The sequence below is a fragment of the Bacillus sp. WP8 genome (genome assembly GCF_000800825.1).
GTDB classification, from domain to species: Bacteria; Bacillota; Bacilli; order Bacillales; family Bacillaceae; genus Bacillus; species Bacillus safensis.
Map to the genome: position 1 here is coordinate 1,175,902 of NZ_CP010075.1, position 21,728 is coordinate 1,197,629.

The following is a 21,728-nucleotide window of genomic DNA, read 5'->3' on the forward strand; positions in this document are numbered from 1 at the left end:
TTCTTATCGTGAGAGGTGGAGGGACTGGCCCTTTGAAACCTCAGCAACCGGTATGCATCACTACATGTGATGTACCAAGGTGCTAAATCCAGCAAGCAGCTTTTTTGCTTGGAAGATAAGAGGAAGCGATTAAACCCCTTCTTCTTATGAAGAAGGGGTTTTCTGTTTTGAAATCAGATTTTTACTTAGGATGGTGTCAAATGACAGAACATGTGGAAACGAAATTAGCGCAGATTGGAAACCGTAGCGAAGAGGTGACTGGCACTGTCAGTCCTCCCGTTTACCTTTCGACAGCATACAGACATAGAGGTATAGGGGAATCTACAGGATTTGATTATATTCGAACGAAAAACCCAACAAGACAGCTCGTAGAGGATGCAATTGCTTCACTCGAAGAAGGGACGGCCGGTTTTGCCTTCAGTTCGGGAATGGCTGCGATTCAAACGATCATGGCTCTATTTGAAAGCGGAGATGAACTCATCGTCTCATCAGACCTATATGGCGGTACATACCGTTTGTTTGAAAACGAATGGAAAAAGTACGGCTTACGTTTTCTTTATGATGATTTTGCAGATGAAGACTGTTTACGCTCTAAAATCACGCCAAACACAAAAGCGGTCTTTATTGAAACACCGACAAATCCACTGATGCAGGAAGCAGATATTCAAAAAATAGCGAAGATTGCAAAAGAACATGGCGCTTTGGTGATTGTCGATAATACTTTTTACACACCAGTCTTGCAAAAGCCGATTACGCTTGGAGCGGACATTGTCATTCATAGCGCAACCAAATATTTAGGCGGACATAATGATGTTCTTGCAGGGCTTGTCGTGACAAAAGGAGAGCAGCTGTCTGAAGACATGTTCCAGCATCAAAACGCGATTGGAGCGGTTCTATCACCATTTGACTCATGGCTTTTAATGAGAGGAATGAAAACACTGGCTCTTAGAATGCGCCAGCACGAGGCAAATGCGAAGGAGCTGGCTGAGTTTTTAAAGAAACAGCCAGAAATTCAAGATGTGCTTTATCCAGGAAAGGGAGGCATGCTGTCATTTCGAGTAGCTAAAGAGGACTGGGTCAATCCATTTTTAAAGCAGCTAAAAACGATTTGTTTTGCTGAAAGCCTTGGCGGAGTCGAAAGCTTCATTACGTATCCTGCAACGCAAACGCACATGGATATCCCAGAAGAAATTCGCATTGCAAACGGTGTATGTAACAAGCTGCTCCGTTTCTCTGTTGGCATCGAGCATGTAGATGACCTGAAAGCAGACCTGAAACAGGCACTATCACAAGTAAAAGAGGAGGTACACGCCAAATGACCACACATGATTGGACACTCGAAACACAACTCGTTCATAATGCGTTTAAAACAGACCGTTCAACAGGTGCAGTCAGTGTACCGATTCAGCATGCATCCACCTTTCATCAAAGCAGCTTCGATGAATTTGGCCAATATGACTACTCGAGATCGGGAACTCCTACACGTCAAGCATTAGAGGATACGATTGCGGCGCTGGAAGGAGGAACGAGAGGGCTTGCCTTTGCATCAGGCATGGCTGCTATTTCAACCGCTTTTCTTCTATTATCAAAGGGAGATCACGTCCTTGTCACAAGAGATGTGTACGGCGGGACTTTCCGAATGATCACCCAAGTTCTGTCGAGATTTGGAATTGAGCATACCTTCGTGGATATGACGGATTTGAATGAAGTCAAAAGAGGCATTCAATCGAATACAAAGGTCATTTACATGGAAACACCGTCAAATCCAACACTAGGCATTACAGATATTGAAGGTGTCGTACAGATTGCGAAAGAGCATGACTGTTTGACATTCTTAGATAATACGTTTTTAACGCCTGCTCTTCAGCGCCCGCTGGACCTTGGTGTGGATGTTGTTCTGCACAGCGCAACGAAATTTTTAAGCGGCCATAGTGATGTGCTGTCAGGCTTAGCCGTGGTAAAAGATGAGAAGCTGGGAGAGGAACTCTATTCACTGCAAAACTCCTTCGGTGCGGTCCTTGGCGTGCAGGATTGCTGGCTCGTGTTAAGAGGATTAAAAACCCTTCAGGTCAGATTAGAGAAAGCTAGTCAAACGGCCTTCGAGCTAGCTTCATTTCTTAAAGAACATCCTGCGGTCAAAAAAGTATACTATCCAGGCTTAGATGATCACCCGGGTGCAGATATTCAGCGAAAGCAAGCGAGCGGAGCAGGGGCTGTTCTCTCATTTGAACTAGAAAACCAAGCGGCAGTCAAAGAATTAGTGGATGCCGTCACATTACCTGTATTCGCCGTCAGCCTCGGCGCCGTCGAATCCATTCTGTCGTATCCAGCCAAAATGTCACATGCGGCTATGCCAAAAGAAGAAAGAGAAAAAAGAGGGATTACAGATGGGCTGCTTCGTTTAAGTGTAGGTGTCGAAAACGGAGAAGACCTCAAACGTGACTTCAAACAAGCACTCGATCAACTAAAGCCCGTCCTTGTGAACCAATCATAAAGAAGGAGAGAAAAAAGCCGGCACGGCCGCCGGCTTTTTGACCTTTTTTAAACAAAACCATTGACGCTTTATTATTATGGTTATATAATAGAGACTGTCAGTAACAGAAAGCCCAGAACTGATACATAACCCGATTCCGTAGCTCAGCTGGGAGAGCGCTACCTTGACAGGGTAGAGGTCGCTGGTTCGAGCCCAGTCGGAATCATCGTTGAAACCCTTGCGTAGCAAGGGTTTTTTGTTTTTATCTTTCTTCATGAAAACGTATGAAATTTGTATCGCAACGCCTTTTGAGTCACCTAATAAATGGATCAGTAACTTTTAAATCCTATATGATTTTATTTCCTTTATCTTTCCAGACTTTGCAGCACTACTAAAAATATATACATCACAGAAATCAATTTTTAAACCATTCGCTAGTAACATCACACCATTTATTGAAGCAAATTTCCCGTGTGTGATTACTTGGCAAATTTCAAGTTCGCTAACGATTTCTCTGTCCTCTTTGTACAAAGTGGAGATTAAGGCATTTCGTCCTTCAAGCTTTGTATTATCCTTTAACTGATACCAGATAATAGATTCATCCGCATATTCCTTAATAACTTCAGTCTGCCGCGTTAATATAGCTACTGTAAAATCAATGACTATTTGCTTCCTAGGAGCATTGTCACATCCTGTTGGAATGATAAGCTTTATTTCATTGAGGGAACTGTCCACTAATGTTAACCTCCTAAAAATACGTTTTATAAAAGCTTTTTGTGATGTAATTTGGATCGTCTGTTAAAGTTCAAAAAAGGCATTTTTAAACTGATATTGAATTATATCATAAAGAATTTATAGTTCATTACCTAAGATGGGAGAGATTAATTTAGAAAAACAATTAAATCCTCCCTTAAAAAGGTAGAGTAATCCACATTTTCAGGATAGAGGTCGCTGGTTCGAGCCAGTCGGAATCATCGTTGAAACCCTTGCCTAGTGTTCTGCAGTGTTAAATTCTAATTTGTTTGTGACATGACTATAAATACCTGAGGTTGTTTTAGCACTAGCATGTCCCGCTCTTTTTTGAATAGATGTACCCCACCTGTTTGGGATGGGGTATCTGCATCAATACATTCAATATTTGTCTGGTGTAATTTAAATAAATAAAGTTCGTTTATCTTAATATTTAATAATGGTTCTTCCTAAATGTTGGCCATTTTTAATGGCTTCAATTTTTTCAGGTAACGTATCGAGCGTAATCTCATTGACTAGAGTCGTTTGGGAGATATTCCATTCGTTTGCTATCTCGTTCCAAATTACTTTGCGTTTATTGATTGGTACATTTACAGAATCAATCCCTAGAAGGTTGATCCCTCTTAGAATAAAAGGTAACACAGTTGTTGTTAATTTAATTCCGCCTGCATTCCCGCACATGCTCATGCTTCCACCATAAGAAATTTGAGGAATGATCACAGAAGCCACATCTCCTCCTACGGTATCTAAGACGAAGTCAAATTTTTGCTTGTTTAATGGTTTTTTTAGCTCTCCTAATTCGTTTGCAAAAATGACATCAGCTGCTCCTAAAGATTTTGCTATATCAACTTGATTATCTTTACGCACTAAAGCAAAAATATTGTTGTACCCAATTTTAGATAATAATTGTATAGCAATGCTACCAACTCCACCAGTTGACCCTGTAACGAGTATATTAGGTTGATTTTTCGTACTCATACCATTTTCCTGTAAAGCCATGATAGAAAGAGCTGCGGTAAAGCCTGCTGTTCCAAAAATCATTGCTTCTTTTAAAGTCAAGTTATTTGGCAAAGGAACAATCCAATCCGCAGGTACTCTAGCATATTCAGAAAAACCTCCAGTGTGGCTCATGCCCATAGCGAAACCTGTGACAATCACTTGTTGACCCTCTACGAAACGATGATCTGTTGTATGAACGATAGTCCCACTTAGATCAATTCCAGGAATCATTGGATAGTTACGAATAACACCTCCATTTTTTTGAACAGCCAGCATATCTTTATAATTGATTGAAGAATATGCTACTTTAATTAATACTTCTCCTTCGGATAAATCATTAACACTTACATTTTGAAGATCATAACTAACTTGATCATTTTTTTCTGTAACTAGAATCGCTTTAAATGAATCCATTGTGTATCTTCCTCTCCAAAAATATATTACAACAAAATATTTCTGTTCCAAAAGTATTTCAATTAAAAAACTACCATGATATTATAGGTGAAGTCAATGTGGGGGAGATAAAATGGAATTATCAGAGTGCATAAATTTTTTACTAAGTGTTAGTCAAAATAAAGTGTTCAAGTACTTTAGTAAACTTTTAGAGGAAAGTGATTTGACACCCGCTCAATATGGTGTGTTGAACTGTCTATGGAGAGAGGGTCAGTTATCTCCTAAACAAATTGGAGAACTTGTATATTTAGAAGCCTCAACCGTTTCTGGAATATTAGATAAAATGCAAAAAGCTGACTTAATTGAACGCACAATAGATCCAAACAATCGAAGAAATATATTAGTAGAGGCTACTCAAAAATCTTTAGTCATTAGAGATCAAGTTGAAGCAGCAACAATTGAGCTGAACAAGACAGCGCTTCAAAACTTGTCAAATGATGATAAGGTTGTACTAAAGAAAGCATTAAGTACCATTATAAATAATTTTCAATGATGTACTTTTATAAACAAGTTTCATATTAAATCGATAACTATCACAAGGCTCCTTTACAGGAGCTTTTTTCAGTTTCTTTTCGGTGCTTTGTAAATCCTTGGATGTGATAATAAATATAATATTAAGTTTTTTATGGAAATTAGGTAAGGAATGGACAAAATTCTTTCTTCAGTGGAGAAGATTCAATGTTGATGGCAGCTATTCAGAATGGTTGGCTTGATGTAAATGTTGTAATTGAAGAATTATTAATGTCGTTCAAACGCGCCGGATGAGCTGGCATTTTGACTTATTTTGCTTTAGATATGGCTCCGCGACTGAGAGATGGAGAATCTCAAAACATATAGGCAAAATGAAAACAGACCATGCAGGGTCTGTTTTTTTATGAGGAATTATTTGAGGACCTTCAGAAAAAGTATTGATGGAAGAAATCCTTTTTCATACCGATCACACATCTTTTAATAGTATCAGCATATTCAGTTTAAGAGGTTACTTACAAAATATTTAGAACTATCTTGTAAGAATCCTCCTAAATGTAATACGGACTTTACATATTTTCTATTTGTCTATACCTTTCATATCTCTGTTGGATAAGCTCTTCTGAGGATAATGGTGTCAATTTTTTTAGAGATGATTCGATCACAGATTCAATCATTTGTGCCTGTGATTTTATATCATTTTGTGCTCCACCTTTTATTTCAGGGATGATTTCATCAATAATTCCTAAATGCTTTAAATCTTTTGCTGAAATTTTCATATGTTCAGCAGCTTCTGGAGCATACTTAGCGTCCTTCCATAGGATAGATGCTGCTCCTTCTGGTGAAATTACCGAGTACCATGAATACTCTAACATATGGATATGGTTACCGACACTAATGCCAAGAGCTCCACCACTTGATGCCTCTCCAATTACAATACAAACAATTGGCACTTTAAGCGTAGCCATTTCCAATAGATTTCGAGCTATCGCTTCAGAAATTCCACGTTCTTCAGACCCTTTCCCTGGATAGGCGCCTATAGTATCAATAAATGTAATAATAGGGCGATTAAATTTATCAGCTTGTTTCATCAGTCTTAGCGCTTTTCTATATCCTTCTGGATGAGCCATTCCAAAATTTCTTTCTATATTTTCCTTTGTACTTCTACCTCTTTGATGACCTATAACCGTAACGGGCATTCCTTTAAATTTTGCAATACCACCTATCATTGCTTTATCATCACCATATAATCGATCACCATGAAGTTCGAAAAAATTTGTAAACAATAAAGGTATATAATCCAATGTCGTGGACCGGTTACGTAGCCTTGCAATTTGAACTCGTTGAAAAGCTGTAAGATTAGAATAAACTTCATCTTGCATTTTATTTAAACGTTTTTCTAATAAATGAATTTCTGACGATAAATCTACATTATTTTCTTTCATCATTTTCTTTAATTCATCAAATTTCTCTTTTAGTTCAATAATAGGACGTTCAAAATCCAAACTCATTTTATCCTCCAAAGGTTATGACCTCACTCTAATCAAAAGACTTAGAAATAGAATCAATAAATAATTCAAAACCATCCACAACAATTTTTTGTTCTGATTCTGATAAATTATTAAGGATACGTTGATAAAATGTAAGGGATTGTTCTCTTAAGCGATTAACAGTAATGTGCCCTTTTTCTGTGAGGTGCAGAAAAAGCTCTCTTCTATTTTTTTCATTTACTTCACGATAAACAAGCCCCATTTTTACTAACTTATCTACCAACCTACTTACAGTTGAAGTCTCTAATCTAAGTTTATTGGATAGTTGCCAAACAGTTAATTTTTCCATCTCTAGTTCCTCTAACGCCATCATTTGAGAAGTTGGTAGAGGTTTTTCAAATGGTCCATTCGGCAAATTTTGAGATTCGAAAACCCCAGTTAATATAATCATTTTCTTAATATCTGTTCTTAATTTTAAGGCATCTTCTCTTTTCAAAAGGTCAACCTCCTAAAATTCATGCATCATACATCAATTGTATTATACATCAATTTGGTTTTTTCACAAGCTTAACATAAGCCAATGTGACAACATGGACGAGGTATTTTTTCTTGTTAAAATGGTTTAGGTGGATTGTTTTCTACAAATGGCAGAACATCAATTATGTATCAGGGACCTTTATGGGGTACCGCTCATCGCAATCAAGCTAAGAAAATGAAAGTATCTCAAAAGGTCGATTTGAAGAAGCTACAGCTGCTTATTAAAAGATATTAGAAACACAACTCAAAATTTAGAGAGAGGATTGTTTGTATGATTTTTAAGAAGGATTTTACGATGATCGCTCTTACAGTGATTTCAGCTGCAGGAATGTACAGTATTGCAGCTGATCGAAACACGACGATGATTGATCCAAACTCAACATTTTAAAAAGGAGACGAACCCTTTCAGTTTTCTTTAGAAATGCACATTTTTTATCAGAAAGGCTCATCATAGAACCTTATTTAAATCAGTCTTGTTCAGGGAAAGTCTGTTTGCTTCGGATGAAGTCATTCACCTTGACAGGGTAGAGGTCGCTGGTTCGAGCCTAGTCGGAATTATCGTTAAAACCCTTGCGTAGCAAGGGTCATCTTGTAGACAAAGTTGAAAAGGACGGCATCATTGCGGACGGCGTTGACTTAATCGGCTACATATCATGGGGACCAATCGACCTTGTCAGCGTATCCACTGAGGAAATGAAAAAACGCTACGGCTTCATTTATGTAGATCGGGACAATGAAGGAAACGGAACGTTAAAGCGCATCAAGAAAAAAGCTTCAACTGATATCAGCTAGTCATCGCCACAAACTGAGAGAGTCTCTGACAACTTTTTGAAAACTGACGCACTTCAATTGACAATAATCGGAAGCAGGAGGACAATAAAAGAGAAAGATGAACCAGCCACATTCCGAAAGGCGGGAAGAGCATGTTTAACAAAATGTTAGTTGCGATTGATGGATCAGACATGAGTGAAAAAGCGTTTGATGCCGCAGTGCATTTGGCTAAAGAACAGCAGGCCGAACTAAGCATCCTTCATGTGGGGAGAGAAGCCGTCGTCGCGACTTCTTCTCTGACGGGAATTGTCTATGTACCCAAACATTTTATTGATGAAATTAGGGACCAGGTTAAAAAAGAAGGCCTGAAAATCCTTGAGAACGCAAAAGAAAAAGCAGCCGAGAACGGTGTTCAGGCTGAAATCATTTATGCGAATGGCGAGCCGGCACATGAGATATTAAATCATGCAAAAGAGAAAGGCATCAGCTTGATCGTAGTCGGAAGCCGGGGCATCAGCGGCCTGAAAGAAATGATGCTTGGAAGCGTCAGCCATAAAGTGTCGCAATTATCACCTTGCCCGGTTTTGATTGTTCGATAGATTTGTAAAAAAAGCGCCCTCGGGCGCTATTTTTATCTGTTAGAAAAGGTAACTAATAAGATATCTCGATGTGCCTGCCCCATCTGCATTGGCAGTGTCGACCGGTGTTACCGCATGAAAAACCTGTTTCAAGCGGTTGATTTTCAATAATCTGAATACTACAGTTTGACAATCAATGCAGCAGGAATAAGGGAAAAATCACCCTGTCCGGGATTAACGGCAGCACCTCATTGACACAGCTGATGGGATCTGGCATCATTTGGGCAGTTCTCGCTGCACTGTTTTATGCGTTAACAACTTTAGTGGGAAAAGGCATTCAAAACCTCAGCCCTTACACGACCACCTTCCTGCAAACTGGTTTAGGGGTTATTATCCTGATTCCGTTTATTCACTTCGGCGCTTTTACCAACCTGTCTCAAGGAAACTGGATCATGGTGGTATCTACTGGTATCATCCATACAGGTATTGTGTATTTGCTGTTTTTTGATAGTTTGCGATTTTTATCAACGAAGTTTATTTCAATCATTGTCTTCCTAGACCCGGCTGTCGCGATCGTGCTGGATACCGTCTTCACAGGCTTCCGCCCAGACCTCTATCAAACACTGGGTATCGTAATGATCTTTGCAGGTATGACTTTGACGCTTGTCAGGAGTCGGGGAAAGGCAGATATGGTTGCTGAGGATAAGGATATTGAGCAAATTCACTAATAAAAAAATGTAAAAAGGCCTAAGCGGCCTTTTTTTTGATTCTTAAAATAAAATAAACATTCCAGAAAACATATTGTAATCATATTTTAATGACGATAACATGTTAAATCAATAATACACTTATTTCAAATTGCGAGGTGAATCATTGAATCACTTGTTAAGGATTTGATGCAAGTATCATAAAGGTTTTTATTGGATTTTACCATTTATTTAGCAGAAGTAACATATACGTTCTTACCAGAATTCACACCAGTAATTAAAATAATGACTGAAATGAAGATTAGCATTAACAGAGGCACAGTCCAATGATAAGTAACGTCATGTAACCAACCGAATAAAATAGGACCTATAGCTGCTAATAGATAGCCTAAAGACTGTGCCATACCAGATAATTCTGCTGCTTCTTGTATATTTTTGGTGCGTAAACTAAAAAACATCATGGCTAAGCTAAAGGCCATTCCAATGCCAATCCCAATCATTATAATCCACAGAGGTATAAAGAAAGACACTCCAAATAAAATTCCCAATAAACCAACAACAAGCAAGAGAAAAGAAATCAATACTAATATCTGTTGCTTGCTAAAATGTCCAGCTAAAATAGGTACAATAAATGTAGCAGGAAGCATTGAAAGTTGCATTAATGAAAGCATCCATCCACCTTCATTAGTATTTAGCCCTTTAGTTTCAAGAATTTCAGGAAGCCATGAAATTACTGTGAAAAATATGAAGGACTGAGTCCCCATAAACAACGTAACATTCCATGCTATCTTTGAACGCCAAAGGCTGATAGAATTTTTCTTATTTTCTTTTTGAAAAAAATCCACAGATTCTGGGTTGTTCTTTAATTGTGGTATCCAAAATATCATGGTAAGAAGAGTTAAGAATCCCCAACAACTCAGGGAGCCTGACCACTCGAAACCTAATGATGAAGAAATAGGGACGCTAATCCCTGAACCAATAGCTCCAAATAAATTCATAGAAACTGCATATACGCCAGTCATCAAACCTAATTTTTTTGCAAATTGATGTTTAATGAAGCTAGGTAATAAAACATTACAAACCGCGATAGATGAACCTATTATGATGGTACCTAAAAATAACGTGTCCACTCTACCAACAGAGCGTATTCCAATTCCAACTAATAATAATGTTATTGCTATAAACAGTGTTGATTCTATGCTGAAATGACGAGTGATCTTAGGGGCAAAAGGAGAAAACAATGCGAATGTGAATAAAACGGCTGTAGGAATTGTACCAGCTAATGTGTTAGAGATCTCAAGATTATCACGAATGGAAGATAATAATGGACCAACTGCTGTAATTGGAGCCCTAAGATTTGCTGCAATTAGAATAACACCAACAACAGTTAATATCCTCTTTTTTGTCTGCATACTCGATCTTTGCTCTTGCTCTGTTTGTGGAATTCTCATGACAGCTAAGGCCCCCCTCCAAATCTCTTATGGTTAATTGGGACAAGCAGGATTAAATGATTTGAACCTGCTTGCAAGAAATAATAACTATCGAATTGGAGAACGACAACTACCTACTTTTATTCCCAAAGCATTGTAATGATTTTTAATATTTACAACTGCGTGTCCACGTGTAACTTTATCGATTAATTTATTTATTTTTTGAAGGTTCACAGGCTTTTTTGCAACTAAGTCAGTAAAAAATTTTTGAATCTCTTTTGGATAAACATTTCCTACCATACTAGAAAGCCCATTACATCCGTTTAATATTTTTTCAGTGATATTTACATCTCCTCCAGCGAACATGATAAAGTCATCTGGTAAAGTTGTATTTTTATGGCGTCTAACATCACTCTCTTCTTTCATACCAACCAATGTAGCGTGTTTTTGATTAATAAGAGTCTGAAATGAGTCAGCACTCAATTCAAACCCTGTGCGAGAAGGATTGTTATAAAGAACAATGTTTTTGAGGTTTGCTCTAATAATTCATTAATGTAAGACATTGCTTGTTCTTGAGTTGGTTGAATATAAGGAGGAAATTGAATTAGAATGGAGTCGAAAACTGAATCCTCGAGACGTTCAATTAATTTTATTGCATTTTTTGTCGTTGTAGCTGATACACCAAACATTAGTTCAACATTTTTAAAATCTTGCTGATTGAAAAAATCAATAATGTGTATCCTTTCTTCAATACTCATTGAGTTTTGTTCACCTGTAGTTGCAGATACGAGTAGTGAGTCAATACCATTTTCAGCTAAATATTCAACAATTGGTTTAAATCCATCCAAGTATAGACTTTCATCTTCGTGAAACGGGGTTGGAATTGCTACATTTAAATTCTTCACTTGATTTAACCTCCTACAATAAAATTTCTATAACTTATAAAAAATGTTACTTGTTCTTGTTATATCTACTGACCTCCTTTACACGATCTGAAGGATTTCTTTGTATAAGAATTTTGCATTTAAGTCTGGCCTTCATGTAATAGTCTAGGACACTTTTTTTAATAGAACAATTCAATTATTTATATAATAACTATAGTTTGTAACTATGGTATAATTTGTATAATGATGTATATTAGATGACAATATTTAAAAATCATAAGGTTTGTACTTATAAAAAATATAATTGGGAATCGAAAGAATGGAATTAAGACAATTGGAGTATTTTTATGCAATGTGTCAGGAACTGCATTTTACAAAAGCTGCAGAAAAGGTTGGAATATCTCAACCATCTTTAAGTCAGCAAATCAAACTTTTAGAGTATGAAATAGGAACACCTTTGTTTGATCGTATTGGTAAGAAAACGACTCTTACTGAGTCTGGAAATCTTCTGTTAAAATATACTCGCAATATTTTTCACGAAATTGAACAGGCGAAAATATCGATCAATGAATTGAATGGACTTCAAAGAGGATCAATCTCTATTGGGACATTACTAACAGTAGAGAATTATCTTATTCCACCAGCATTATTTAAATTTCATCAGCAATACCCAGCTGTTAAAATTTCTGTACTAGGTCTGCGTACTGGGGATATTCAAAAACACTTAATAGAAAATAAAGTGGACTTAGGGATTGTCTTTTTACCAATGAAAGGGGATGAATTTGAAACAATCTCTCTATACACTGAAGATATGGCTTTTGCAGTACCTGTTAAACACCCCCTAGCACAAAGCGAAATGCTGGGGCTAGAAGTATTAAAGGAAACCGCTTCAATTTTGTTTCCTGAGCAATTTTTCATCAGACAATTTATAAACAAAAATTGTAAGGATATCGGTTTTGCACCGAATCCTATTTTTGAAGTAACAACTATGCAGTCATTAATTAATATGGTGGTAGATGGCATAGGGATAACGGTCTTACCGACCCCTTATCTTGAATATCTAAGCGAACCTCAATTAAAGATTATTCCTATAAAGAACGCTCATCTTATTAGAAGTGTAGGAATCGTTTATAGGAAGGACAAACATCTAGGAGCAGCCATTCATATTTTCATTGATATATTAAAAGAGATTGCTTTTGGTTTGAACTATGTTTATGAGTCGAGAAAGAAGTAATGAATTTTTTTGGAAGTAAAAAAGACTCTTAGAGAAAAAAACAGCTCTTAAGGGTCTATTTTTATATGAGGACGAGCTGATATTTGCCAGAAAAAACGATGACTAAGATTGATGATTAGGAAATCATCACCTGAAAATATACTGACAAGTCTATGTACCGTAATGTTAGAAGAGCAACTCCTATGCAGAAGTTGCCCCGTATGTCATTCACTAATTCAATGACTCAAGGTGCTAGTCATAATTTAAGTCACTGCTGTTGCAACTGATTGTGCCGATTTCTAGTTATTCCTATATCAATAAGAAAACCTTATTAGCAATAGATAATACTTAAGAGCATGAAAATAGCTGAAAATCCATACTGTAAAGGTGCAATTTTTCTCTTGAAGATTAGAGAAACACTCATATAATGCAAACTGTCAGTAGCCAGTATGTCATTGTTTACTTCTTTGTAGAAAAGAAATAAGAAATTATTTTATTTCCTCATCCATCACTTTCTTATATTTTTCAAACTCAGAATCCTTCATTTCTCCGTTCATTTGAAGCAGGAAGTTTCCTTTTGAATATGTGTGAGAGAAGAACATAGATCCAGCATTTCCCAACTCATCATAATAAGATTTGGCCTGGTTAAGGTCAGTTTCATTTCCAAATTTAAAAATCCTTCCACCAGCATTTTCACCTAAAGAAGGAATGAGAATCCTTTTTCCTTCTTCTCTTATATTTCCAAACTCTTTTTGTTTAAGGTCAGTTGGTTTTTCTGCTTCAAGCCCAGCACTTTTGAAAGCTTCAATGATGTTGTCTGTGGTGAGCTGTTTTTTAGTAGATGCTGCACTGCTACAAGCTGTTAACAATAGTAAACAAGTAAAAAATAATACAAAATTTTTCTTCATAGTAGATCCTCCTGATTGATAGATGCATAAGGATCTTACACTAAGTAATTCCTGTTTACTATCCTTTCGACAAAAGTAGACAAATATGAAAAAATAAAGGAAGGGTAAAATGATAACATCCAGGTGAATATATATTTGATAAAATATTTAGCGAGGGTAGAAAGATATGAAGTCATTTTTACTAATTGGACAATCAAATATGGCGGGGCGTGGCTTCAAACATGAAGTGCCTCCGATTTATAATGAAAGAATTATGATGCTGCGAAATGGTAGATGGCAAATGATGACTGAGCCCATTCATTTTGATAGGCCGGTAGCTGGCGTAGGACTAGCTGCTTCCTTTGCGGAGTCTTGGTGTATGGATCATGAAAGAGAAAAGATTGGCCTTATTCCTTGTGCAGAGGGTGGCAGTTCCATTGATGAGTGGTCGCAGGATGGAGCATTATTTCGTCATGCTATAAGTGAAGCTAAATTTGCAAAGGAAAATAGCGAATTGGTCGGGATATTATGGCATCAAGGAGAAAGCGACAGCCAAGATGGGAAATACAAAGAATACTATGAAAAAATAATAAGATTATTTCATGAACTAAGAACTGAATTATCTGTACCTAACATTCCGCTTGTAATAGGAGGTTTGGGCGATTTCTTGGGGAAAACAGCATTTGGCGCAGGGTGTGTGGAATATCAACTGATGAATGAAGAACTAAAAAAATATGCACATCATCATGAAAATTGTTATTATGTTACTGCCAAAGGCCTTGCACCTAACCCAGACGGAATTCACATCAATGCGATGTCTCAGAGAATATTTGGTATAAGATATTATGAAGCATTTCGAAAAAAAGAACATATACATGAACCATTACCAAATGAATATGAGTTAGTGAATGAATGTCATAATAGAATGAATACCTCAGCGGAGAAAACATATATAGCACTAGAAAAATTCACGTTGGGCAAGCTGACTTACGAAGAGTTGTTAAAGGTTTTATCGTAGGCTAAGTGATAGACTGAAATATAATATATCTCTTGAAAGGATGATTGTGGTGGTGAAAACAGATAAAGTCTCCTCCTGAATACAGTAAATCACATTCAGGAGGAGATAAAAAATGTTTAAAAAAATAGATGGAAATTATCCGAGAAAAGAGCACTTTCATCATTATATGAAGGTAACCCGATGCTCATATAGCCTAGTGATCGATTTAGATATCACGAAATTGCATGCAATATCAAAAGAAAAAAAGCTAAAAGTATATCCTGTGCAAATTTATTTGTTAGCAAGGGCTGTGCAAAAAATACCGGAGTTTCGGATGGATCTAGTGAATGATGAACTTGGTCACTGGGATCTTCTCCATCCTAGTTATACGATTCTAAATAAAGAAACAAAGACATTTTCAAGTATTTGGACGCCTTATGACGAAAATTTTGCTCGGTTTTATAAAAGCTGTGTAGCTGATATTGAAGCTTATAGCGAAAGTAACAAACTATTTCCGAAACCTCATATGCCAGAAAATATGTTCAATATTTCAAGCCTGCCTTGGATTGATTTTACTTCTTTTAACCTTAATGTATCTACAGATGAAACTTATTTACTGCCGATATTTACGTTAGGCAAATTTAAGGTGGAAGAAGAAAAAATCATCTTGCCAGTCGCCATTCAAGTACATCATGCTGTTTGTGACGGCTATCATGCCGGTCAATATGTGGAATATTTGAGATGGCTGATAGAACATTGTGAAGAGTGGTTAAGCGATTCATTGTATACTTAATTTTCAAAGGTATAGTCATTTGATAGAAAAAGGCAGACTTAGTAGAGTCTGCTTTTTCTGTTGTGAGCAGAAATGTGTAAAGTCACGTTATGAATTGTTCTTTTTGCGGTTTCTTTTCGGTGCTTTGTCATCTCTTACATGTGATAATAAATGTAATATAAGGGAAATTAGTGGAAGGGGAATAAGGGATGGAGAAAGTGATTTCTTCACATGTTGGTGTGAAAATTAATGAATGGTATAAAATGATTCGGCAATTCAGTGTACCCGATGCAGAGATTTTGAAAGCTGAGGTAGAACAAGAAATTGAACGGATGGAAGAAGATCAGGATTTACTGATTTACTATCAACTAATGTGTTTTCGCCATCAGCTTATGCTTGATTATATTAAACCTTCGGAAAAACGATCACCTTCTGTTTCTGATTTGGTTGATAAAATCGAAAATTCAAATCATCAACTTTCTGGTATGTTGCAATACTATAATGCTTTTTTTAGAGGAATGTATGAGTTTAGTAAGAAAGAATACATACAGGCTATTCAATATTATAAGATCGCTGAAAGGCAGCTCGCACTGGTTGTCGATGATATTGAGCAAGCGGAGTTTCACTTCAAGGTAGCTGAAGCCTACTATATTATGAAACAAACTCATGTTTCTATGCATCACATCATAAAGGCGCTTGAAATTTACGATCAGTATGAGTTATATAAGATTAGAAAAGTTCAATGCTTATTTGTCATAGCAGGAAATTATGATGATTTTAAGCAGTATGAAAAATCATTAATACATCTGAATAAAGCCTATTCCATCGCTGAAGAAATAGCGGATAAAAGGTTGATTGCCAAGGTACTTTTAAATATAGGAAACAATTATGAAAAAAAACAAGAGTATGCAAAGGCTATCCAATACTATCAAGAATCCCTTGAAATATCAGAAGATGGTATGGACGATGTAAAATCGGTCATATATGTTAACCTTTGTTGGGCTCTATATAAGATTGGAGAAAATGCCGAAGCATCCAAATTAGTGGATAAAGCTTTGAAGCTGGTCTCTCATAAAGAGAATCCACACGAGAATTTATTAATACGATCTATAAGAACAACATATGAGAGTAATGATGAGGAAGAGATTCAAGCTATGCTTCAGACATTTGAAGAAAAGCAGTTGTTTGTTTTCGTTGAAGAATTCACTAAAAACCTTGCAGTTATTCATGAAAAAAGAGGAAAGTTTGAGAAAGCAACAGAATATTACAGGAAGGCATTTCAAGCCCAACATAATATTCAAAAAGGAGAGTGTCTTTATGAGTGTTAAAAAAATGATTGTTATAAGCACAATTATCCTTCTAGGTGCAGGTGTATATGAAGCATCTAGCTTAATTAAACCAGCATCAAATAGAAATACAACAATGGAGGAGTCGAATAGAAATACAACTTTTATTCCACAAAAAATCGATCGAAACACAACTTCTCAAAACGTATAAATAAAAAATTAAAACAGACCCTGCCTGGTCTGTTTTTTTAGGGGAGGGTTTGGGGTTTAACCCTTTCGGTTTTCTTCAGAAATTCACATTTTTTATCAAAAAGGCTTATCATAAAACTTTAATAAATTAGTCTTTTTCAGAGAATTTATGTTCAATCATCGTTGAAACCCTTGCCTAGCAAGTTTTTTTGTTTTTCCAATAATGAATGTTCTGTTTTTTTGATCGGGACGGGCTTTTCTATCAAAATTGTTTTGAGTGTTTTTAGGAAGAGCTCGATATCACTTATTAAAAAACAAGTAACCTATAACTCTAGATAGTAATCTGGGTTTTGTTTTTGTGTCTTTACTCCTATTTCATGACAAATCCTCTGTTGGTAAAATTGACCTTGTCAATGAATAGGAAGGAGTGAATTCTGCTGGGGAAGATACTTGATGCAAAAGCACTAACAAGTGCAATGGACACAAGGGCAAAACACTATCAGGAACTCCGCGAACAAATGATAGATTTAAAACAGGCATTACAAAGTGTTGCCAACCTCGGTGATGATTTTACTGGGAAAGGTGCCGATAACATTAAAAGCTTTTATAAAGAACTAGCGGGTAATGTTGACATGTTTATCAATTTCATTGATAAGCAAAAAGCCTTTCATGAAGGTGTTTCTGGGACACTGGATGATACGAGCTTTGGCGGCGATACCTTTGTAGAAGAACACTTTTTAGACAACGCAGTACATATGGGCATCAAGAATGCCAAAAGCATTGTGAAGGATCAAAAAAAGGCACTCAGAACGATTTTTCAAGACATTGATGACCTCATTTCCCTAGAGGTATTTGATAGCCAAACCTTTGATGAAAAAATAGAAGATGCGGAAGATGAACGAAAAAAAACGGTCAAAGAACTAAGAGAGCTTGATCAAAATTTAAAAGATGAATATGCTTTGTCAGAGACTGAAGAGAAGGCTACAATGGCATTGTACGCTGAAATGATGAGTGCAACAAATGACGGAAAAGCGATTTCGCCTATGAATTTTGACAAGAAAGCGTATCAAAATAGCGACATCTACAAGGCAAAAAGCGATATTGAGAAGCAAACTTCTGAATATCTCAAAATCAAAAAAGAACAAGAAGAAGCCCGAGAGATCGCAAAGGAACAAGAAGCACTCGCCAACCGCCCTTGGTATGAAAAAGCGCTCGATTATGGTGGAAACATCGTGAATGAACTGACAGGTGTGAACGATGCAAAACGTGCCGCAACAGGCGTTGATCCAATCACGGGCGAGGAACTCACCGCTGGACAGCGTGTCGCGGCAGGTGGAATGGCAGCAGCCGGTTACATTCCAATCGTCGGCTGGGCAGGCCGCATTTTCAAAGGCGGAAAAGCTGTCTATAAAACCACCCAAGCCACATCAGCTGCAGTCAGAGCAGTCGACATCTACAAGACATCACAAAAATCCTTTGATGCCCTAAAGACATCACAAAAAGGATTATATGGCCTCACCGCCACCAACGGCTTCAGCGAAGCAATCACAGGCCGAGACATGTTTGGAAATAAGATCTCGAAAGAACAGCAGGAAGCAAGTATGAATGCGGCGCTGGGAATGCTTTTGCCATTTGGGGCGAAAGGGTTTCATGGGAAAATGGGAATTAAGAAAGGTGAGAAAAATTCTTTATCTCCAGGTAATGGATTAGCTACACATGAATCCAGAGGTGGGCACTTAATAGAAAGACACGTTGGGAAAACAGATAAAGAACTATTAGAAAGATTGAAAAGTAATCCTAAAATTACGGGTTCTTCTACTTTTAATGATAGAATGACTGCAGAAAAAGTTGCTGATTCAGTTTTGGGTGATCCTAAGAGTGTTGATAAAATACAAAAGTGGTTATCTGACCCCAACAGTAGACCTACTTTACAATTAAAATATAAGGGTGATGGAGAGGTAATTGGCAGAAGTGTTTCGAGAAATTCAGAAGTAGTCGAGAATGTTACAAATGCGAAAATTATATTGAAAAAAGATGAGAATGGCGGTTTTATTTTAACAGGATACCCTGTTAAATAGAAAGAAGGATGATAAAATGAATGAGAGTTACAGATATTTAGAAGAGTTAGAAGATTTTTTAGGTGGCACATTTCATCAAGATATCGATTCACCAGAAGAAGCGATGGATGAGTTTATTCATGAAGCAAGCAAAGAATGTCTGGTGTCTACTATAAAGGATTGTCAGGATTTTATGAATAGTACTTTAACAATACAGGAAAAAGAAAGCTTTATCGAAAACAATGCAGAAATCCACTTTCCGGCGATCTCATTAAACCCTTTACAGTGGTTTAATAAAATAATAGAGGAAATGAAAGAAGCAGTGAAAATGAAGTAACAAAATGAACCTTGATTGGCTAATGCCTTTCAAGGTTTTTTTGTCTCTATTGGTAAACAAACCGAGAAAAAGAGGATCTTTTTCTACGTGGATCATCGTATGATATAGATAAACAAATCGAACGTGAATATTTTGTCCAGAAGGAATAACCTGAGGATGCTGGCATTGAGCACTTTAAGTGCCTTGTACTTAGCTGGCACTCCAGTCAGATCTTTTTTATATCTACTGATAAATTCTTTATTGGAGGAAGGGATTGAACAGGTTTGTAATTTGAGGTTTTAAAATGGTAAATGAACAGTTGGTCAATGTTATACTAACCTCAATAGATATAGGGAGGTATCCACTTTGAAATCATTCTGGGAGAAAGAAGAAGAGAGCCCTTTCACGTTAGAAAAGGTAGATGAGGAAAAAATTCGTGAAGCAGAGGGGACACTTGGTGTCACTTTACCTGCTACATACAAAAAGCTCATTTTAGAATGGAACGGTGGCTTTACAGTGCGTAATGCGTTTCCAACTGATCGGCCGAACTCATGGGCAGATGATCATGTTCAATTTGACCATCTAAGAGGAATCGCCAAAGATGATGGCATCATGAATAGTTCCCAGTTAAGTGATGAATTGGAGCTGCCGGAGGGGCTTGTGATCATCAGCGGAGAAGAAGATACATGGATCGCAATGGATTATCGAGAAACGAAGGAACACCCGCCTATTCACTATTTTGATTTAGAGATGGGAGTCGATTTTAAACTGGCGGATACTTTCGATGATTTTATTGAGCAGTTATATACAGCTGAAGATGCGATGATCGAGGTTGTAGAGATTGATGAGGAATCTTCTGAATTATATATAAGTAGAGAAGAGCTTGAACTCATATTTGAGAGAGGAGACCTTCGTCAGCAGAACCTCTTTAAAATGGCACATTATCCAATGGAAGACATTGAAGAGATTGAATGGTTTTTCGATCGTATGAAAAAATGCATCAAACAGATAAAAGATCAAAATGTCTTGTACGAAGCAGCCACTACTGTTCACTCAATCCTTTTGTTAAATCCAGAAATGCCAAGGAATGACCGTATCAATCAAGAGCTGAAAGAAATTGCTGAGTTTCTAGAAAAGAGTGGAGAGTCTCTTACCGTCCTTTTGGGAGAAGACATTCATCCAGTGAAAAAACGATAGTGAAAGAATAAAAGCCCTTAAAAGGCAATTAGCCAGCATTATAGAAAAGTTCTATTTGAAGGTTGATCAAAAACGCTTTTTATTTTCTTCTTTATCTGTCTTGAGGTATGAGTTACAATCTATCCAAAATCCATTAAAATAAAGAAAAACTGATAAAGGAGCAACCACATGAATTTTAATTTAAATGAAGCTTTGGATATGTTGAGTCGAACTCCTCACACGTTAGAAAGTCTTTTGTCGGGTTTATCGAAGGATTGGCTTCACAGCCGTGAAGGGGAGGGGACGTGGAATCCAGTTGAAGTCATTGAACATTTGATTGAAGCAGAGAAATTCAACTGGATTCCTCGATTAAATGTGATTCTTGCTGATGGAGAGAATACACCATTTCCTGCGTTTGACCGCTACTCTCATTTGAACCAATCTGAAAGACAGATAGAACAAGCATTATCTGAGTTTCATCATATGCGGATGGAGAATGTGGCATACATTCAGCGTATGACACATTCAGGCCTTGATTTAGAAAAAAAGGGCGTTCACCCGGAGTTTGGAGTCGTGAAAGTGAGCGAATTACTTTCTGCGTGGGTTGTCCATGACTTCACACATATGTCCCAGATTGTTCGGGTCATGGCGGAACGATATCGAACCGATGTAGGCCCGTGGAGCGCTTATTTAGGGATTTTGAATAGGAAATAAATGTTTAATGGTGCTTGGCGGCCCACTCAGATTGAAGCATGGCATATTGATATTCATCGACCCAATGTCCCTTCGACATATAATTTTGCAGCAAATGTCCTTCGCGTCTCATTTCTAAACGTTCCAGCACTCGAATGGATTTTTCGTTGCGCACATCTGTAAAGGCAATGATTTTATGTTTGTTTAGTGTTATAAAGATATATTCGAAAATTGCACTCAGAGCTTCATGAATATAGCCCATTCCTTGGTATTCAGGCGCGAGTGTAAAACCTATTTCAACAATTCTCGGCTCACTGTCAAGTGTATGAATGGCGCAATCTCCTATCAGCTGATTGGATTCAGATAAGGCAATAGCGTATTGAAACCACGTCCCCGGTTGATTAGGTTTTTGTGTCATTTGATGTTGAACAAATGATTCAGCATCTTCGTACGTGTAGTTTTCCCAAGATTGAAATTTTGCAATAGAGGGATTTGCTCGGTATTGATAAAATGCTTCAATATCCTGCCTGTCAAATTGGCGAATAACAACCCGGTTTGTTCTTGTGAATATGCTGTTTGCATTCTTCATGTGTTAACCTCAC

At 37.1% G+C, this 21,728-nt stretch carries 20 protein-coding genes, 1 tRNA gene, 4 pseudogenes and 1 riboswitch; of the genes and pseudogenes, 17 read left to right on the plus strand and 8 right to left on the minus strand.

Going from position 1 to position 21,728, the window contains the following annotated elements; genetic code table 11:
• Positions 1-122, plus strand: a riboswitch (SAM riboswitch).
• 78 nt (positions 123-200) lie between these two features.
• From QR42_RS05760 to QR42_RS05770, 3 genes are all read left to right on the plus strand, one after another.
• Complete coding sequence (locus QR42_RS05760) at positions 201-1,319, plus strand: methionine biosynthesis PLP-dependent protein (RefSeq protein WP_039177862.1); 1,119 nt, start codon at positions 201-203, stop codon at positions 1,317-1,319.
• On the plus strand, positions 1,316-2,494 hold the full coding sequence (gene metC, locus QR42_RS05765; protein ID WP_039177864.1) for a cystathionine beta-lyase: 1,179 nt from the start codon (positions 1,316-1,318) through the stop codon (positions 2,492-2,494). Before QR42_RS05760 ends, metC begins: the two co-directional genes overlap by 4 nt.
• A 132-nt stretch (positions 2,495-2,626) precedes the next feature.
• Positions 2,627-2,699, plus strand: a tRNA-Val gene (locus QR42_RS05770).
• Positions 2,700-2,812: 113 nt separating this feature from the next.
• Here the strand turns inward: QR42_RS05770 and QR42_RS05775 are convergent.
• Positions 2,813-3,208 (minus strand): hypothetical protein, encoded by a 396-nt coding sequence (locus QR42_RS05775; protein WP_039177866.1) that lies wholly within the window; start codon positions 3,206-3,208, stop codon positions 2,813-2,815.
• A gap of 441 nt (positions 3,209-3,649) precedes the next feature.
• Positions 3,650-4,636, minus strand: coding sequence for a YhdH/YhfP family quinone oxidoreductase (locus QR42_RS05780; protein ID WP_039177867.1), 987 nt, complete (start codon positions 4,634-4,636; stop codon positions 3,650-3,652).
• Positions 4,637-4,748: 112 nt separating this feature from the next.
• On the opposite strand from QR42_RS05780, the gene QR42_RS05785 reads away from it, so the two are divergent.
• Together QR42_RS05785 and QR42_RS19575 are read left to right on the plus strand one after the other, a co-directional pair.
• Positions 4,749-5,168 carry a MarR family winged helix-turn-helix transcriptional regulator gene (locus QR42_RS05785; protein ID WP_039177869.1) on the plus strand — a complete coding sequence of 140 codons (420 nt, stop codon included), beginning with the start codon at positions 4,749-4,751 and terminating at the stop codon, positions 5,166-5,168.
• 182 nt (positions 5,169-5,350) lie between these two features.
• Positions 5,351-5,440, plus strand: a pseudogene (locus QR42_RS19575) (hypothetical protein); the annotation flags it as partial.
• Positions 5,441-5,712: 272 nt separating this feature from the next.
• Here the strand turns inward: QR42_RS19575 and QR42_RS05790 are convergent.
• Both QR42_RS05790 and QR42_RS05795 read right to left on the minus strand, forming a co-directional pair.
• Positions 5,713-6,654, minus strand: coding sequence for an acetyl-CoA carboxylase carboxyltransferase subunit alpha (locus QR42_RS05790; protein WP_039177871.1), 942 nt, complete (start codon positions 6,652-6,654; stop codon positions 5,713-5,715).
• A gap of 28 nt (positions 6,655-6,682) precedes the next feature.
• A complete protein-coding gene (locus QR42_RS05795; protein ID WP_039177872.1) occupies positions 6,683-7,129 on the minus strand; it encodes a MarR family winged helix-turn-helix transcriptional regulator in 447 nt (148 codons plus the stop codon).
• A gap of 632 nt (positions 7,130-7,761) precedes the next feature.
• Here QR42_RS05795 and QR42_RS05800 point away from each other — a divergent pair.
• The 3 genes and pseudogenes from QR42_RS05800 to QR42_RS05810 all read left to right on the plus strand — a co-directional run.
• A pseudogene (locus tag QR42_RS05800) lies at positions 7,762-7,979 on the plus strand (family 1 glycosylhydrolase); the annotation flags it as partial.
• A 114-nt stretch (positions 7,980-8,093) separates the two neighbouring features.
• Positions 8,094-8,540, plus strand: a complete 447-nt coding sequence (locus QR42_RS05805; RefSeq protein WP_039177876.1) for a universal stress protein — start codon at positions 8,094-8,096, stop codon at positions 8,538-8,540.
• Between the two features lie 191 nt (positions 8,541-8,731).
• Positions 8,732-9,247 (plus strand): annotated as a pseudogene (locus tag QR42_RS05810) (DMT family transporter); the annotation flags it as partial.
• Positions 9,248-9,453: 206 nt separating this feature from the next.
• Here QR42_RS05810 and QR42_RS05815 read toward each other — a convergent pair.
• Positions 9,454-10,677 (minus strand): CynX/NimT family MFS transporter, encoded by a 1,224-nt coding sequence (locus QR42_RS05815; RefSeq protein WP_039177877.1) that lies wholly within the window; start codon positions 10,675-10,677, stop codon positions 9,454-9,456.
• 87 nt (positions 10,678-10,764) lie between these two features.
• Positions 10,765-11,561 (minus strand): annotated as a pseudogene (locus tag QR42_RS05820) (dihydrodipicolinate synthase family protein).
• Positions 11,562-11,859: 298 nt separating this feature from the next.
• Here QR42_RS05820 and QR42_RS05825 point away from each other — a divergent pair.
• Entirely contained in the window at positions 11,860-12,774 is a 915-nt protein-coding gene (locus QR42_RS05825) for a LysR family transcriptional regulator (protein WP_039177878.1), read from the plus strand.
• Between the two features lie 467 nt (positions 12,775-13,241).
• On the opposite strand, the gene QR42_RS05830 is transcribed toward QR42_RS05825, so the two are convergent.
• Positions 13,242-13,661 carry a hypothetical protein gene (locus tag QR42_RS05830; RefSeq protein ID WP_039177880.1) on the minus strand — a complete coding sequence of 140 codons (420 nt, stop codon included), beginning with the start codon at positions 13,659-13,661 and terminating at the stop codon, positions 13,242-13,244.
• A 166-nt stretch (positions 13,662-13,827) separates the two neighbouring features.
• On the opposite strand from QR42_RS05830, the gene QR42_RS05835 reads away from it, so the two are divergent.
• From QR42_RS05835 to QR42_RS05870, 8 genes are all read left to right on the plus strand, one after another.
• Entirely contained in the window at positions 13,828-14,658 is an 831-nt protein-coding gene (locus QR42_RS05835) for a sialate O-acetylesterase (protein WP_039177882.1), read from the plus strand.
• Positions 14,659-14,770: 112 nt separating this feature from the next.
• Positions 14,771-15,430: a type A chloramphenicol O-acetyltransferase gene (catA, locus tag QR42_RS05840; RefSeq protein ID WP_039177883.1), complete on the plus strand. Its 660-nt coding sequence runs from the start codon at positions 14,771-14,773 to the stop codon at positions 15,428-15,430.
• Between the two features lie 188 nt (positions 15,431-15,618).
• Complete coding sequence (locus tag QR42_RS05845; RefSeq protein ID WP_039177885.1) at positions 15,619-16,737, plus strand: response regulator aspartate phosphatase; 1,119 nt, start codon at positions 15,619-15,621, stop codon at positions 16,735-16,737.
• Positions 16,727-16,906, plus strand: a complete 180-nt coding sequence (locus QR42_RS05850; RefSeq protein ID WP_039177887.1) for a hypothetical protein — start codon at positions 16,727-16,729, stop codon at positions 16,904-16,906. Before QR42_RS05845 ends, QR42_RS05850 begins: the two co-directional genes overlap by 11 nt.
• Before the next feature lie 454 nt (positions 16,907-17,360).
• Positions 17,361-18,962, plus strand: coding sequence for a ribonuclease YeeF family protein (locus tag QR42_RS05855; protein ID WP_039177888.1), 1,602 nt, complete (start codon positions 17,361-17,363; stop codon positions 18,960-18,962).
• Between the two features lie 16 nt (positions 18,963-18,978).
• Entirely contained in the window at positions 18,979-19,278 is a 300-nt protein-coding gene (locus tag QR42_RS05860; RefSeq protein WP_039177890.1) for a contact-dependent growth inhibition system immunity protein, read from the plus strand.
• 345 nt (positions 19,279-19,623) lie between these two features.
• Positions 19,624-20,454 (plus strand): SMI1/KNR4 family protein, encoded by an 831-nt coding sequence (locus QR42_RS05865; RefSeq protein ID WP_039177892.1) that lies wholly within the window; start codon positions 19,624-19,626, stop codon positions 20,452-20,454.
• A gap of 168 nt (positions 20,455-20,622) precedes the next feature.
• The gene (locus QR42_RS05870; RefSeq protein WP_039177893.1) at positions 20,623-21,147 is read left to right on the plus strand and encodes a DinB family protein; all 525 of its coding nucleotides are present in this window, start codon (positions 20,623-20,625) and stop codon (positions 21,145-21,147) included.
• 4 nt (positions 21,148-21,151) lie between these two features.
• Here QR42_RS05870 and QR42_RS05875 read toward each other — a convergent pair whose 3' ends face one another.
• Complete coding sequence (locus QR42_RS05875) at positions 21,152-21,715, minus strand: GNAT family N-acetyltransferase (RefSeq protein WP_039177895.1); 564 nt, start codon at positions 21,713-21,715, stop codon at positions 21,152-21,154.
• Between the last annotated feature and the right edge of the window lie 13 nt (positions 21,716-21,728).

Excerpts from the sequence above, each read along its gene's own strand:
- QR42_RS05790 (WP_039177871.1), bottom strand. The coding sequence starts at position 6,654 with ATGAGTTTGGATTTTGAACGTCCTATTATTGAACTAAAAGAGAAATTT.
- QR42_RS05830 (WP_039177880.1), bottom strand. The coding sequence starts at position 13,661 with ATGAAGAAAAATTTTGTATTATTTTTTACTTGTTTACTATTGTTAACA.
- QR42_RS05845 (WP_039177885.1), top strand. The coding sequence starts at position 15,619 with ATGGAGAAAGTGATTTCTTCACATGTTGGTGTGAAAATTAATGAATGG.
- QR42_RS05825 (WP_039177878.1), top strand. The coding sequence starts at position 11,860 with ATGGAATTAAGACAATTGGAGTATTTTTATGCAATGTGTCAGGAACTG.
- QR42_RS05760 (WP_039177862.1), top strand. The coding sequence starts at position 201 with ATGACAGAACATGTGGAAACGAAATTAGCGCAGATTGGAAACCGTAGC.
- QR42_RS05780 (WP_039177867.1), bottom strand. The coding sequence starts at position 4,636 with ATGGATTCATTTAAAGCGATTCTAGTTACAGAAAAAAATGATCAAGTT.
- QR42_RS05870 (WP_039177893.1), top strand. The coding sequence starts at position 20,623 with ATGAATTTTAATTTAAATGAAGCTTTGGATATGTTGAGTCGAACTCCT.
- QR42_RS05805 (WP_039177876.1), top strand. The coding sequence starts at position 8,094 with ATGTTTAACAAAATGTTAGTTGCGATTGATGGATCAGACATGAGTGAA.
- QR42_RS05815 (WP_039177877.1), bottom strand. The coding sequence starts at position 10,677 with ATGAGAATTCCACAAACAGAGCAAGAGCAAAGATCGAGTATGCAGACA.
- QR42_RS05855 (WP_039177888.1), top strand. The coding sequence starts at position 17,361 with ATGGACACAAGGGCAAAACACTATCAGGAACTCCGCGAACAAATGATA.
- QR42_RS05875 (WP_039177895.1), bottom strand. The coding sequence starts at position 21,715 with ATGAAGAATGCAAACAGCATATTCACAAGAACAAACCGGGTTGTTATT.
- QR42_RS05835 (WP_039177882.1), top strand. The coding sequence starts at position 13,828 with ATGAAGTCATTTTTACTAATTGGACAATCAAATATGGCGGGGCGTGGC.
- QR42_RS05850 (WP_039177887.1), top strand. The coding sequence starts at position 16,727 with ATGAGTGTTAAAAAAATGATTGTTATAAGCACAATTATCCTTCTAGGT.
- QR42_RS05785 (WP_039177869.1), top strand. The coding sequence starts at position 4,749 with ATGGAATTATCAGAGTGCATAAATTTTTTACTAAGTGTTAGTCAAAAT.
- QR42_RS05860 (WP_039177890.1), top strand. The coding sequence starts at position 18,979 with ATGAATGAGAGTTACAGATATTTAGAAGAGTTAGAAGATTTTTTAGGT.
- metC (WP_039177864.1), top strand. The coding sequence starts at position 1,316 with ATGACCACACATGATTGGACACTCGAAACACAACTCGTTCATAATGCG.
- catA (WP_039177883.1), top strand. The coding sequence starts at position 14,771 with ATGTTTAAAAAAATAGATGGAAATTATCCGAGAAAAGAGCACTTTCAT.